Genomic DNA, 13,420 nt, shown 5'->3' on the forward strand with positions numbered 1-13,420 from the left:
GATCGGGTCCGCAGCCACGCCGACGCGCACCCCGGTGGGGTCGGTCGTGGCGACCAGGTCTCCGTTCTCGTCGTAGTCGCGGGTCCAGGTGGCGCCGTCGGGCGTGGTGGTGACGGTCAGGCGGGAGAGGGCGTCGTGGGTGAAGCGCCAGGTGGTGCCGTCGGGGAGCTCGACGGTGGCGAGGTTGCCGAGGTCGTCGAGGTGTCGGGTGATGGATCGGCCCAGCGGGTCGATGGTGCGGGTCTCGTGGCCGTGGGTGCCGTGTTCGATCTCGGTGAGGGCGCCGGTGGGGTCGGTGGTGCGGCGAGGCGGCCGGCGGTGGTGTGCTCGTAGCGCCAGGTTGCGCCGTCGGGGTCGCGGCGGGAGGCGAGCAGGCCGGTGACCGGGTCGTAGGTGTAGGTGGTGCGGTGCCCGGAGGGGGTGATCGCGGCGACCACGCGGCCGGTGTGGTCGCGCTCGAGCCGTGCGGTGTTGCCCTCGGCGTCGGTGGTGGCGACCAGGTCCCCATGGGCGTCGTGGGTGAACCGCACGGTCACGCCGGGTGGGGTCGACGACGCGGGTGAGCAGGCCGTCGGTCCAGGTCAGCTCGGTGCGGCCGCCCTCTGGGTCCACGATGACCGCCGGGTGCCGGCTGGCGCCCTCGTAGGTGTACGTCGTCGTGGCCCCCTCGGAGGTGGCCACACTCAGCAGCCGGTCCGACTCGTCGTAGGTGCGCGCGAGGTCGGCACCGGTGGGGGTGACTGTGCGCACCAGCCGGCCACGGGCGTCGTACTCGTGGATGGTGGTGGCGCCGTCGCGTTCGGTGATGAGGACGGGGTTGCCGTGGGTGTCGTAGCTGGTGGACTGGCGGTGTTCGTGGGCGTCGACGATGCCGATGAGGCGGCCCTGGGGGTCGTGGAGCCAGGTGTTGGAGCGGGTGCCGTCGGGATCCGAGACGACGGTGACGCGGCCGGGGGGTAGGCGTAGCGGGTGGTGCGGCCGAAGGGGAGCGTTGGGTGGTGACGCGGGCGTGCTGGTCGTAGGTGTTCTCGACCTCGACCACGCCGTCGGCGTCGATGACGGCGGTGACCAGGCCGGCGTCGTTCCAGTGGTAGCTGCGGGTGCCCAGCGGGCCGGTTGCCCCGGTCAGGCGTCCGGCGTCGTCGTAGGCATAGGTGACCTCGCGGCCGTCCGAGGCACGAGCAACGGTGACCCGGTCCCCGTCCCAGACGAGGTCGACGCTGCGGCCGCGCTCGTGCTCGAGTCGAGCGAGTCGGCCGTCCAGATGAGTGAGCCGGACGGTGGTGCCCGCTCCGGCGCCGAAGGCGAGCAGGTCGCCGGCGGGGGAGTGGTCCCACCACCGGCCGTCGTTGTCCGTGACCCGGAGAACGCCGTCGGCCCACCGAGCCCCTCGCCGGTCGTCTGCTCGAGCCACATGTTCTGGCCGGTGGCGCGGTCCCAGCCGTTGCCGAGGCGGGGGAAGAGGGTGACGCGGCCGTCGGGGTGGGTGAGGCGGGCGGCGTCGTCGGTGAGGTCGAGGCGGGCCTCGGTGATGGAGGACCAGCCGGGGCCGAAGGCGCCGGTGTCGGGGTTGAAGGAGTTGTAGGTGCGGGTCAGGGCGAGGTGGCTGGTGGCGTCGGTGAAGGCGAGGTCGGACTCGTTCTCCAGGAAGTTGCCGGTGGCGGTGTTGACCGGGTCGTCGGCGTAGCCGGTGGTGGGTGGGTTGCCGTAGGCGGTGGGCGGGTCGATGACGATGTCGTCGCGGGTGGCGTCCACGCCGGCGGCGCGCAGCGCGGCCAGGATCGCGGAGTTGGCCAGGGTGGAGACCGCACCGGAGCCGCCGGCCTTCTCGAAGCCGCGGCCACGGTGTCGGCCCAGCGGACGTCCTCGTCGTTGGCGGCGAGGTACTTGTCGAAGCCGGTGAACACGCCCTCGGCCGCGAGGGTGCCCCAGCGGCAGGAGGCCTGGAAGTCGTGGTAGGCCGAGCGCAGCGTGCCGGGCTTGGAGCGCAGGACGTCGTTGGCGCCGCGGGAGCCGGTGGCGAAGCTGCGCAGGTCCTCGGGCCGGGCCGAGGACGTGCCCCCGCCGCCACCCCCACCCGAGCCGGGGGCGGGGGTCTGTCGGTGTCCGGACTGGGGCGGGGAGACCGGGATGTGCACCGGTTCGGCCGGTGGGCCGACCGGGGGTGCGTCCTCGCCGAAGACCGAGTCCCAGCCCTTCTCCAGCAGGTTGCGGTCGTCGTGCTCCTTCTTCCAGGCGCGGGCGACCTCGCGGCGCTGCTGCTCCTTGGCGGCCTCCTCCTTGAGCCGGCGCGCCCCGGTGGCGACCTCACGCAGCCGGGCGGCGAGCTCGGCGGCATCGGCTCGGGCGGTGGACTGGTTGTCGCGGAACAGGTCCGCGAAGTGTCCCTTGAAGTCCTTCGCGGCGGTGGCCTGCCACGAGGCCCGCGATCCCGACTGCCCCGAGACCGTCGAGGCCGCACCGTCACACACCGCGATCAACCGATCGGCCACCCCGTTGTCGAACGGGACATCCTCCTCGATCGCCCCCAGATCACCCACGAGACTTCCCCCTTGTGTTCACCGCTGTGTTCACCACTGCCGGCCCTGGCGCACGCGCGTCACCACACCGACCACCCACCCGCACGGGTGGGTGATCAGTGAAGAGACACCCGGCTCAGGCGCCGCCGCCGGCGCTGAAGATGTTCTGCGAGATCTGGTTCAGCTGGCCCCGCAGGTCCTCCAGCTCGGCCTTGGCCTTCTCCAGCGCGGCCCGGGTCTCGGGCCAGGTCGAGCCCCGGAACTTCTCGGCCAACGGCCCGTCCCACACATTCGGGTCCGACAGGGTGCGGCCCTGGGAGTCCAGCTGGCTGATCTGGTCGGTGAAACCACCGTTGATGATCGCCTGCATCTGCTGGATCGACGACTTCGCCTGCTCGGTGGAAAGAACTCGAGACATTCAGGTCCCCCTCGAATCGCCGGTCGAGCGACCGGCCGTAACGATGGATACGTACAACCGCCGAGGGACTACCCCGAGCAGTCGCGCCGAAACTACCCTGTCCAGACCGATGCCGTCATCAGGTCGGCCGGATGCGGAACTACCATGCGCGCATGAAATCTCGGTGATCTTCACAGCCACGCTCCTGGCCATCTCAGTCACCGGTTGCGGGGGCGGCGACTCCTCCAGCTCCGACAGCACACCTCAGCCCAGCGGACCGGCGGAGACGTGGCCGTCCTGCGACACGGTGTGGCAGGCCGGCCAGACGCTGCCGAAGGACTACGAGGGCTGCGTCATCAAGGGCAGCTCGGTCGCGGTCTTCAGCCCGGAGCAGTGCCCGAGTGGGGCGACGTACGCAGCTACGACGACAGGTGGTACGCCGTCCCGGGCGACACGATCCGCGAGAGCAAGGGTGGCGGCAACATCTTCAGCACAAGGACTTCCAGAAGTTCACGCAGTCCTGCTGAGCCCAGCCGAAGATCGAGGGCTCAGCCGCCGCGGTCACGATCGCGAACGAGTTGCTCGACAGGTTGGTGAAGTTGCCGATCTGGGCCGCGACGTGGCACTCGGGAGTGACCGTCAGAGCCGTCACGAGCAGCCCGTCCTGCGAGACGTTGAGGGAGCCGCATCCGTCGCTGAACCGGACGCCCTTCTCGCCGCCGGCGACCGCGGTCAGCAGGCTCGACGCGTCGCCGACGGACGGGCTGCGTAGAGCGGGTTGAGGGCGTCCTCGCCACTGGGCCACACCGTGGAAGACCCCGAGGTGCAGCGTCTTGGCGTGACCGTGCGGGCCGGGGCCACGATGTCGATGCCCTGCAGGCGCTGCACGGGGTAGGCCGTGCTGTGAGCTGAGGGTCCTGCACGGCCGACTTCGTCCTGTCGGCTGCCTCGTTCAGCCACGACTGGAGGGCGGTGCTCGGGTCCGAGCCGTCGAGGGACAGCGGCACCCGGGCCGTGACCGAGACGTTGCCCTGTGCGGGCACCGGCCGGGGTCGACGCTCCAGGCACACGCGGTGGTCACGCCGGTCGAGGACGGGAGGTTCGGCTCCTGCTCCACGCCGTCCCACTGCGGGGTCGGGCAGGTGCCGCCATTGCCCGGGATGACCTCGAGGAAGGGCCCGGCCAGCGCCGCGTTCTGCGCGGCGTACGTGATGGTCAGCTCGACGGTCTGCGACTGCGGGTCGTAGTCGGCCGCCCGGCTGATGGTGAGACCGGTGGGGGCGGGCGGGTCCTGTTGGGTGACCGTGGCCGCCACCGCCTGCGTGTCCCCGGTGGGTGCCTGGTCGTTGCCGCTGCCCCGGGTGCCGAACACCACCGCACCGACCACCAGCAGCGCGGCACCGGCGACGACGGCGAGGACCCGGGGGTCGCGCCACCAGGGCCGCGGTCCGGCGGCGGGGGTCGCGGTCCGATCGGTCGTGGCGGACCGCTCGGTGATGGGGACCCGCTGCATGGGCCGCAGCGTCGTCTCGGGCCCCGCCGGGCCGAGGTCGATCTCCTCGACCGGCATCGGGTCGGACCCGTCGGCGGCGCGCCCGTCGTCCGCAGTCGGTTCGACCAGCGGCATGCCCTTGACCATCGTCACGGGCCGCGTGCCGAGGCGAAGTCGCCCGGGGCGTTCTGGGGAGCGAGGGCCGGCAGGTCGGCGAGCTGGTCGGCCAGGCCCCGCAGGGACGCGGCGGCCCGGGCCGCGGACGGACGGGCGGACGGGTCCTTGGCCAGCAGGGACTCGAGGACGGCCCACAGTGCGTCGGGCACCGGAAGCCGGGGCGGCTCGCTGGAGACGTGGCGGTGGGCGACGGTGTAGTCGGTGCCCGGCCCGGCGAACGGTGTCCGTCCGGCGAGGAGCTCGTAGAGCAGGATGCCCACGCCGTAGACGTCGGTGGAGAGATCGCACTCACCGGTGGTGAGCAGCTCCGGCGACATGTACTCGGGGGTGCCGAGCAGCCCCGTCGTCGTACCGGCGCCGTCGGCCACGATGCGGGCGATGCCGAAGTCGGTCAGCCTGAGGTCGCCGGGGCGCAGCTGGCGCCACTGCTCGGTCAGCAGGACGTTGTCGGGCTTGATGTCGCGGTGCAGGACGCCCTGGCCGTGCGCGTTCGCGAGGCCGTCGAGGACCGCGGCGGCGACACCGACCGCGAGCGCGGGGGGTAGCGGTCCGTCCTCGCGGAGCACGTCGCGCAACGAGCCACCGTCGACGAAGTCCATGACGATCGCGAGCCGTTCGCCCTCGACCACCAGGTCCCGGACGGCGACGATGTTGGGGTGGCGCAGCGTCGTGAGGATCGAGCGCTCACGGATGAAGCGCCCGACCAGGTCGCGGTCGGCGACGTGCTCGCTGCGCAGCAGCTTGGCTGCGACGACCTCGTCCGTACGCCGGTCGACGGCTCGCCAGACCTCGCCGGCGGCCCCCCGCCCGCGTCGGTCCAGGAGGCGGTAGCCGGCGCCGAGGGCGTCCTCGAAGCCCTCCGTCTGCACCACGATGACTCCCGATCGGCGTTGGTGGGGATGGTCTGTCACATCCCTGGCACGGGCGCCGCGGGGGCTCGTCGAGAGCCCGGTCCGCGGCGACCGTGCGAAGGCTACCCGACCTACGGCACGTCGCGACGGCGGAAGGAGAGCACCGACGGAATCGCCGCGAGGAGCAGCAGGAACCCGTAGTACGTCGCCCCGTCGACCGCGCCGAGGTGCTTGTGGACCGCGTTGCAGGCGTCCGGCGCGCAGGTGTCGGGAGGGACGAAGTAGTTGAACCCGTCGAGCACGATCGCCGCGTAGTTGTTCTGCGGCATCAGGCGCTCGTTGCCCGGGAAGCCGAGCAGGGTGATGAGCAGCGGACCCGCGATCGCGACCGCGAACAGGACGCCGAGCGTCGCGACCGTGCTGCGGAACAGCATGGTCATCGCGTAGCCGCCCAGCCCGGCGAAGCCCGCGACCAGGGTGGCACGCCAGGCCTGCCGATAGATGTCGGAGAGGACGCCGTCGCGGATGGGGACGTCCCGATGCTCGGCGAGCGCCCACAGACCCGTCCAGTACGCCGCCAGCACCGCCCCGGCGACGACCAGCCCGGCCAACAGCACGACCAGCCCCTTGGCGGCCCACACCCGCACCCGGCGTGGGTCGAAGAGCAGCTGGTTGCTCATCGACCCGCTGTTCCAGTCGTGGCCGACGAAGGTCGTGCCGAGGAGCAGCATCAGCATGGTGAGCACGATCGCGACACCGACGCCCGAGCCGTGCCGCTCCGTGTCGAGGTCGAGAGCCTCGCGGCTGACGAACCAGCCGACCTGCGGCAGCATCATGTCCTCGCAGGCGCTGCGCACGTCGCCGCTGCCACCCACGCCGTAGCGCCCGGGCTTGGCCTCGCACTTGCGGAGCTCCCGCTCGTAGCTGGGGTCCTGCCGCTGCTGGTCGACCAGCTGCTGGGCGTGGTGGAGCTCGGCCGCGGAGACGGGCCTGGTGTTCCACGCGACCGCGGCCCCAGACCAGGCCGGGCACCAGCACGCACGCGGCGACCAGCAGGACCACGGCGCGACGCCAGCGCAGCCGGGTGAGCTCGACCCTCATCAGCGCCTTCATCGCGCACTTGCCTCGGCGGTCGCGCGACCGAGGGTGTCGGCCGCGGTCAGCTCCAGGAAGACCGTCTCGAGGTCGGCGCGGACCGGGCTGAGCTCGGAGAGCCAGATACCGGCCTCGGCCAGAACGCGGGTGATCTCCTCCGGTGGTCTGCCCGAGTCGACCGCCAGCTCGGTAGCCCGGCGGGCGCCGACGTTCGTCGAGACCTCGAAGCCGGCGCGCTCCAGGACGCCCGCGGCCGCGGCGGCGTCCGGCACGTTGACGCGGTACGCCGTACCCGAGCCGAGCAGGTCGTCCACGCGCCCGCTGGCCAGCATCCTGCCGTTGCCGATGATGGTCGCCGAGGTGCACACCTGCTGGACCTCGCCGAGGATGTGCGAGCTCAGCAGGACGGTCACCCCGTCGTCGCCGAGGTCGCGGATGGTGTCGCGGATCTCGCGGATGCCGGCGGGGTCGAGCCCGTTGGTGGGCTCGTCGAGGATCAGCAGCTGCGGCTCCTTGAGCAGCGTCGCCGCGATGGCGAGGCGCTGCTTCATGCCCAGCGAGTAGGACTTGTAGCGGTCCCGGTCCCGGCCGGTCAGACCGACCGTCTCGATCGCCGCGTCCACCCTGCTGTTCGGTGCGTCGATCGATCGGGCGAGGAGCTGGAGGTTCTGCCGCCCGGTGAACTTGGGTGCGAACTTCGGCGACTCCACCACGGCGCCGACCCGCCCGATCACCTGGGGCAGCGCCCGGGGCACCGGCTCCCCGAAGAGCCGCATCGACCCGCGGGTGGCACGGGCGAGCCCGAGCAGCATCCGGATCGTGGTCGTCTTGCCGGAGCCGTTCGGGCCCAGGAACCCGTGGACCCCGCCACGGGGCACCGCCAGGTCGAGGTCCTGCACCGCCACGCGCAGAGCCCCGCGCCGGGTGCGGTACTCCTTGCGCAGCCCCGTGGTCTCGATGACGAGCTCACTCATGTCCGTCTCCCCCCTCGTGCCGCCCGGGACCGGGCGGGCACGGTGGGAGATCCTGACAAGCAAAGTCGCCAGGTCGTGGCAGGACGCGCCGTCAGGCCCCGGGGAGAGGAGCTCGATGCGGGGGACTCGGGCCGGCTCGGGCCGCGGCTCGTAGTCCGGCGTCGGGGTGTAGTCCGCCCACGCGAGGTAGTCCGCGAGGTGACGCTCGACGCTGGGCAGCACGTCCTCGACCGTGACGTCCCGGCCGAGCTCGCGGCTCAGTGACGTGACCCCGGCGTCGGAGATGCCGCACGGCACGAAGCGGTCGTACCACCCCAGATCGACGTCGCAGTTGAGGGCGAAGCCGTGCATCGTCACGCCGCGGCTGACCCGGATGCCGAGGGCGGCGATCTTGCGCTCCGGGCCGTTCGCGTCCGCCTGGAGCCACACGCCGCTGCGCCCGGGCACGCGTGCGGTGGTCACCCCGAAGTCGGTGCAGACCGCGATCAGCGCCTCCTCGACCCGCCGCACGTAGTCGACCACCTTGACGTGGTCGGGCAGCGTGACGATGGGGTAGCCGACCAGCTGACCCGGGCCGTGGAAGGTGATCTTGCCGCCACGGTCGACGTCGATCACCGCGGCGCCGCCAGGGTCTGCCGGGCGCTCGTGGGGGTCGGTGCGCTTGCCGGCGGTGAAGACCGGGGGGTGCTCGAGGAGGAGGACGGTGTCGGGCTGCTCTCCCGCCACGACCGCGGCGTGCAGGTCGCGCTGGAGGTCCCACGCGGCGAGGTAGTCCACCGCTGCGTCGCCGAGCCCGACGGCCCGGAAGGTCAGGTCGTTCACGGCCCCGACCCTACTCCGGGCTCCTCAGACGCCGGGCTCCTCAGGTGCGCCGGGGAGCCGCTGGCCGAGGAAGGCGAGCTGGGCGGGCAGCATCCGGCGCCAGTACGCCGCGTCGTGGGCGCCCGGCTCGAAGGTGCTCGTCACCCCGGCCCCGTCCGGGAACCCGCCGACGTAGTCCTGAACGTCGCGGTAGAAGGGGTCGCCGGTGCCGCAGTCGATGCGGACCGCCACCCCGTCCAGGTCGGCCTGGTGGCCCACCACGGTGTATGCGTCGTACTCCCGCTCGTCCGAGAAGCCGCTGCGGGACGCTTCCGCCGGGTCGGTCCACAGCGCCGGGCTGGAGGCCACCACCACCGGCACCCGGGAGGTGCTGCCGGCGAGGTGCAGGGCGCCGTACCCCCCATGGACCAGCCGATCAGCCCGAAAGTCCCCGTCCGCACGCCCTGGTCGGCCAGCACCGGCAGCAGCTCGTCGACCACCATCGCGGAGGCGTCCTCCCCGTCGGGCCGCCGGTGCCAGTAGGAGGTGCCGCCGTCGACGGTGGCGATCGCGAACGGAGGTACGCCGCGACGCACCGCCGCAGCCAGGAAGCGGTCCAGCCCGAACCGCGGCCCCACCAGCGTGGCGTGGTCCTCGCCGAGCCCGTGGAGGGCGACGACGAGCGGCAGGGCGCCCCGCCCGGCCCGGCCGGGCGGCCGGAGCAGTGACCACCCGGTCTCGGCTCCAAGCCGGTGCTCGGACACGAACGAGCCGCTGACGACCGGACCGGGCGCGACGTCGGGGACCACCCCGGCCGGGCCGTTCAGCCCCAGGTGCGCCTGGACCCAGGGACGGCCGGGCAGCACCCCCTGCTCGACACCGACGGCGCCGGCCGCCGCGGCCGCGGTGACAGCCCCGGCGCCGACGATCAGGGCGCGGCGTCCCAGGCGTCGTTCGGTCACGGCGGTCAGTCTGCAGGGCACCTGTGGACAACCGGCGGCGGACGCGCCGAACGAGGATGGAATGACCCCATGGACCGGCTCATCCTGCCCCGTGCGCTGCTCGCCCTGCTCGTCGTGTCCGTGGTCGGCACCGCTGCGGTCGTGCTGGTCGGTCTGGCAGCCGGGCCCGAGGCCGCGCCCCGACCGGCGGCGGCGTCCGACGAGCGTGACCCGCTCGCCGCCCTGCACGCGTGGGACCGCCGCCGTGCCCGGGCGTGGGCGCGCGGGGACCTGGCGGCCCTGCGGCGGCTCTACGTGCCCGGCTCGCGAGCGGGCCGCCGCGACCTGGCGATGCTGGCCGCCTGGGACCGTCGCGGACTGCGTGTGCACGGAATGCGGATGCAGGTGCTCGCCGCCGACGTGCGCGCCCGGTCGTCACGACGCCTGGTGGTGGTCGTGACCGACCGGCTTGCCGACGCGGTCGCGGTCGGTCCGGGGACCCGGGTTCCCCTGCCTCGGGACGCAGCCTCGACGCGGACCGTCGTCCTGCGACGTCCGGACGGGATGGGGCGGTGGCGCGTGTCCGCCGTCCGGGAGCGGGGTCAGCCGGCCAGGTGACCCCAGGTGCCGGAGAGGTCGGTCCACGGCCCCACAGCGGCGACGCGCCCCTCGACGAGCACCACGACCCGGTCGGCCTGGGCGAGTGCTGCGCGCTTCGACGTGGCGCCCACGACGGTGGCCCCGCGCCGACGCAGCGCGGACCAGAGCTCGACCTCGGTCGCGGCGTCCAGGGCCGAGGAGACGTCGTCGGCCAGCAGCAGCTCGGCGTCGCAGGCGAGTCCGCGGGCCAGCGCGAGCCGCTGCACCTGGCCCCCGGAGAGCCGGACACCCCGGTGCCCGACGAGGGCCTCGGCGCCGCCGGCTGCCTCGACGTCGGGGGACAGCCGAGCGGTCTCCAGGGCAGGGCCCAGCGTCCGGTCGGCGTGCTCGAGCAGGACGTTGTCGACGAAGGTGCCCGAGAGCACCCGCGGCACCTGGGCGACGTGGGCGACCCGCCCGGGGCGCAGGAACGCCTGGGCGTCGGCGACGGGCTCGCCGTTCCAGCGGATCTCGCCGGTGCTGGCCACCAGACCGGCCATCGCCGAGAGGAGGCTGGACTTGCCGGACCCCACCTGGCCGAGCAGGAGCACGAGCTCGTCGGACTCGATGGTCAGGTCGACGTCGCTGATCCCGACCGTCCCGTCGTCGTGGACGGCCGCGACCCCGACGAGCTCCAGGCTGCGCAGCGGTTCCCGGGGGCCGGGCACCGGGGCCGGCGCCGAGCCCTGCACCAGGTCGACCCCCGGCGGCAGGTGCATCAGGTCACCGCCACCGGCGAGCCGGCTGGTGGTCTGCATCCACGCGCGGGTGCCGGGCGCCTCGGTGATGACGGAGCCGGCGACCCGACCGAACCAGTCGAACCCGTTGACCGCGGCTGCCACCAGCAGGGCGGTGGCGAGGCCCCAGCCACCGGCGACCAGCACCGCCCAGGCGGTCACCACGCCGCACTGGACCATCACGATCGGGACGCCGTCGAGCATGGCCTGGACCCGGTGCTCCCGGACCGCTGCATCCACCCGGCCACCGTCGACCTCGCGCAGGTGGGCGTGCACGCTGGGCGTCGAGGCGGCCAGCTTGACGGTCCGCACCGAGTCCAGCGCCGAGACCAGCGAGCGGCCGAACGCGGCCCGCGCCGCTGCGGACGCCGCCGCGGACCGGCCGGCAACCCGGCGGCCCAGCGAGGAGGCCAGCGACGACGCCAGCATGACCGCGAGGAGGACGCCGCCGGCGAGCAGGCTCTGGGCGGCGATCGCGGTGACCGCGACGATCAGGAGCCCGTTGATGAAGTCCACCCAGCGGTCGGCGTACCGCACCAGGCGGTCGGCGTCCATGGCGCGCGCGACGACCTCGCCCGGCGGGGTCCGCTCCAGCCGGTGCTGGGCCGTCTGTCCGAAGAGGACGGAGGTGCGGACCCGCAGCATCACCGAGATCCACCAGCGGGGATAGCGGCGGAACGCCTCGGCGAGCACCAGCGGCGAGACCAGCAGCGACGTCACGAGTGCGGCCGTGAGCGCGATCGGGGTGCGGCCGTCCTGGAGTGCGACGACGAGGTGTCCCCAGATCCAGCCGGTGAGCGCGCCGAAGGCACCGGAGAGTGCGGCGACCAGGAACAGGGCCATGCCGGCCAGCCCCCATCGCGGCTCGACCAGCAGCGCGGACAGGGTGGCCCTGGGCAGCCCGGGGACCTCGCGCAGCCGCGGGGGCTCGGGGGCCTGGCCGGTGCGCCGGGCGGTGCCGACCGCAGCGGTCGTGGCCGGGGCGTCCTCCGGCGGCGCCGACTCGTCCTCGGCGGCTGCGTCCAGCAGGCTGCGGAACGGGCCGGGCTCACCGGCCAGGCGGGTGCGAGGCCCGTGCTGGACGACGCGGCCGCCGTCGAGCACCGCGACCTGCTCGGCGCGCTCGGTCGTGGAGAGCCGGTGGGCCACCAGCAGGCCGGTGCGACCGGCGAGCAGGCGCTCCGCGGCGCGCACCACCTGGGCCTCGGTGACCGGATCCATGCGGGCCGTGGCCTCGTCGAGCACGACCACGCGCACGTCGCGGACGAGCAGCCGGGCGAAGGCGACCAGCTGCTCCTCACCGGAGGAGAGGCTGGTGCCGCCGGGGCCCAGCAGGGTGTCCAGCCCGTCGGGCAGGCCGGCCACCCAGGCCTCGAGGCCGAGCTCGGCGACGGCCTTCTCGACGTCGGCGCGGGGGACCGGGCGGAAGAGCGCGATGTTCTGCGCGAGGGTCCCGGCGAGGATCTCGGTGCGCTGCGTGACCACCCCGACGGCCGACCGCAACCGCTGCAGGTCGACGTCGAGGACGTCGACTCCGCCCAGCAGCACCGACCCCCGCTCGGGCTCGACGGCCCGGGAGAGCAACGAGGCCAGGGTCGACTTGCCGGACCCGGTGCGTCCGACCAGGGCGCAGGTGTGGCCCGCGGGCACGTGGAGGTCCACGTGCTGGAGCGCGAAGCGGCCCTCCTCGTAGGCGAAGTGCAGGTCGCGGAACCGGACGTCGAGCGAGCCGGCCGGCAGGTCGTCGCCGCCGGCCGCCTCGCGCTCGGCGCCGAGCATGCTGCGCAGGCGGAGCACGGCGCCGAAGCCCGCCTGGAGGTCGGGCAGGTGCCGGGCCAGCATGTCGACCTGGCCGACGAACATCGTGGTGACGAGGAAGAGCGTCACCAGGGAGGCGGTGTCGAGTCGACCCTCGACGACCAGCGCCACCCCGACCAGCGCCGTGGCGGCCAGCACGGCGTGCAGCAGCGTGCCGGTCCGGCGGCCGACCCTGCTCTCGAAGCCGAGCACGGTCGCGAACCTGGCGTGCACGACGGCCGCGAGGCGGGTGCAACGCCGGACCATGTGGCCCTGACCCAGGCTGGCGCGCAGGTCGTCGCGTCCCGCCACGCCCTCCTCCATGGCGGCCGCGTGGTCGGTCCACGCCGCCTCCTCCTCGACCTTGCGGGCCGAGATCTCGGGCAGCAGCGGGCGTACGACGGCCACGGCGGCCAGGCCGGCCAGCGGGAACAGCACGATCGCCGGCCACCACGTGATGCTCGCGATGATCCACAGCGGCCCGGAGGCCAGCAGGGTCCGGATCGCCTGCCAGGCGCTCTGCCGCAGCAGGGTGCCGACCTCGTGGTGTCGTCGTCGACGCGGTCCATCACCTCGCGACGGCCTGCGCGGAGAGGGCGGCGAGCGGCTGGTGCAGCGCCGCGTCGAGCAGGTCGGCGCGCAGCCGGCCCTCGGCACGGTCGACGACGCCCGCCCACATGGTGCGGGCCACGGTGTCGAGCAGGGCCGCCCCGACGACGCAGGCCGCCAGGAGCCAGACCAGGGTGCTCGTCGCGTGCTCCGCGAGCCGGCCCGCCACCAGCGAGCCCAACGAGGTGCCGACGGCGGCGACGGCGGAGCACGCGAGGGCCCAGACGGCCACGGGTGTGCGCAGCCGCCGCCAGTCGACGGTGCGGTCGGGCTCGGGCGGTGAGGGCCTGGTCTGGCCGAGTCGGCCCGGGTCGACCTGCGTGAGAGTCATCGGGGTCGACGCTACGTGGAGGCGCCGACGGTCGTCGCCCGATTTTCCCGTGGCCGCGGC

14 protein-coding genes are annotated in these 13,420 nt (G+C 73.7%); 2 read left to right on the forward strand and 12 right to left on the reverse strand.

Annotated elements, in window-relative coordinates:
- Window positions 1-116: 116 nt before the first annotated feature.
- The 10 genes from H0S67_RS10380 to H0S67_RS10420 form a co-directional block, all read right to left on the reverse strand.
- Window positions 117-536 (reverse strand): RHS repeat domain-containing protein, encoded by a 420-nt coding sequence (locus H0S67_RS10380; RefSeq protein WP_180936512.1) that lies wholly within the window; start codon window positions 534-536, stop codon window positions 117-119.
- Window positions 537-1,125: 589 nt separating this feature from the next.
- Window positions 1,126-1,647: a DUF6531 domain-containing protein gene (locus tag H0S67_RS23515; protein WP_246355356.1), complete on the reverse strand. Its 522-nt coding sequence runs from the start codon at window positions 1,645-1,647 to the stop codon at window positions 1,126-1,128.
- Window positions 1,593-2,540 (reverse strand): hypothetical protein, encoded by a 948-nt coding sequence (locus H0S67_RS24965; RefSeq protein WP_180936514.1) that lies wholly within the window; start codon window positions 2,538-2,540, stop codon window positions 1,593-1,595. Before H0S67_RS24965 ends, H0S67_RS23515 begins: the two co-directional genes overlap by 55 nt.
- Before the next feature lie 115 nt (window positions 2,541-2,655).
- On the reverse strand, window positions 2,656-2,937 hold the full coding sequence (locus H0S67_RS10395; RefSeq protein ID WP_180936515.1) for a pyrophosphorylase: 282 nt from the start codon (window positions 2,935-2,937) through the stop codon (window positions 2,656-2,658).
- 466 nt (window positions 2,938-3,403) lie between these two features.
- Window positions 3,404-3,721, reverse strand: a complete 318-nt coding sequence (locus tag H0S67_RS23520) for a hypothetical protein (RefSeq protein ID WP_219635624.1) — start codon at window positions 3,719-3,721, stop codon at window positions 3,404-3,406.
- Between the two features lie 147 nt (window positions 3,722-3,868).
- Window positions 3,869-4,561: a hypothetical protein gene (locus tag H0S67_RS23525; protein ID WP_219635625.1), complete on the reverse strand. Its 693-nt coding sequence runs from the start codon at window positions 4,559-4,561 to the stop codon at window positions 3,869-3,871.
- Window positions 4,558-5,457, reverse strand: coding sequence for a serine/threonine-protein kinase (locus tag H0S67_RS23530; RefSeq protein ID WP_219635626.1), 900 nt, complete (start codon window positions 5,455-5,457; stop codon window positions 4,558-4,560). Before H0S67_RS23530 ends, H0S67_RS23525 begins: the two co-directional genes overlap by 4 nt.
- 110 nt (window positions 5,458-5,567) lie before the next feature.
- The gene (locus H0S67_RS10405) at window positions 5,568-6,311 is read right to left on the reverse strand and encodes an ABC transporter permease subunit (protein ID WP_180936516.1); all 744 of its coding nucleotides are present in this window, start codon (window positions 6,309-6,311) and stop codon (window positions 5,568-5,570) included.
- Between the two features lie 234 nt (window positions 6,312-6,545).
- Entirely contained in the window at window positions 6,546-8,327 is a 1,782-nt protein-coding gene (gene lipB, locus H0S67_RS28075; RefSeq protein ID WP_425489911.1) for a lipoyl(octanoyl) transferase LipB, read from the reverse strand.
- A 24-nt stretch (window positions 8,328-8,351) separates the two neighbouring features.
- On the reverse strand, window positions 8,352-8,687 hold the full coding sequence (locus tag H0S67_RS10420) for an alpha/beta hydrolase (RefSeq protein WP_180936517.1): 336 nt from the start codon (window positions 8,685-8,687) through the stop codon (window positions 8,352-8,354).
- Between the two features lie 152 nt (window positions 8,688-8,839).
- Between H0S67_RS10420 and H0S67_RS10425 the strand changes: the two genes are divergently transcribed.
- Together H0S67_RS10425 and H0S67_RS10430 are read left to right on the forward strand one after the other, a co-directional pair.
- Window positions 8,840-9,034 (forward strand): hypothetical protein, encoded by a 195-nt coding sequence (locus H0S67_RS10425; RefSeq protein ID WP_180936518.1) that lies wholly within the window; start codon window positions 8,840-8,842, stop codon window positions 9,032-9,034.
- A 303-nt stretch (window positions 9,035-9,337) separates the two neighbouring features.
- Window positions 9,338-9,865, forward strand: a complete 528-nt coding sequence (locus H0S67_RS10430) for a hypothetical protein (RefSeq protein ID WP_180936519.1) — start codon at window positions 9,338-9,340, stop codon at window positions 9,863-9,865.
- Here the strand turns inward: H0S67_RS10430 and H0S67_RS10435 are convergent.
- Complete coding sequence (locus H0S67_RS10435) at window positions 9,850-13,077, reverse strand: ATP-binding cassette domain-containing protein (RefSeq protein WP_246355277.1); 3,228 nt, start codon at window positions 13,075-13,077, stop codon at window positions 9,850-9,852. The genes H0S67_RS10430 and H0S67_RS10435 overlap by 16 nt on opposite strands.
- Window positions 12,989-13,360, reverse strand: coding sequence for a hypothetical protein (locus H0S67_RS24970; protein WP_246355278.1), 372 nt, complete (start codon window positions 13,358-13,360; stop codon window positions 12,989-12,991). The genes H0S67_RS10435 and H0S67_RS24970 overlap by 89 nt, the downstream gene beginning before the upstream one ends.
- Window positions 13,361-13,420: the final 60 nt, after the last annotated feature.

The sequence above is a fragment of the Nocardioides ungokensis genome (assembly GCF_013466985.1).
GTDB classification, from domain to species: Bacteria; Actinomycetota; Actinomycetes; order Propionibacteriales; family Nocardioidaceae; genus Nocardioides; species Nocardioides ungokensis.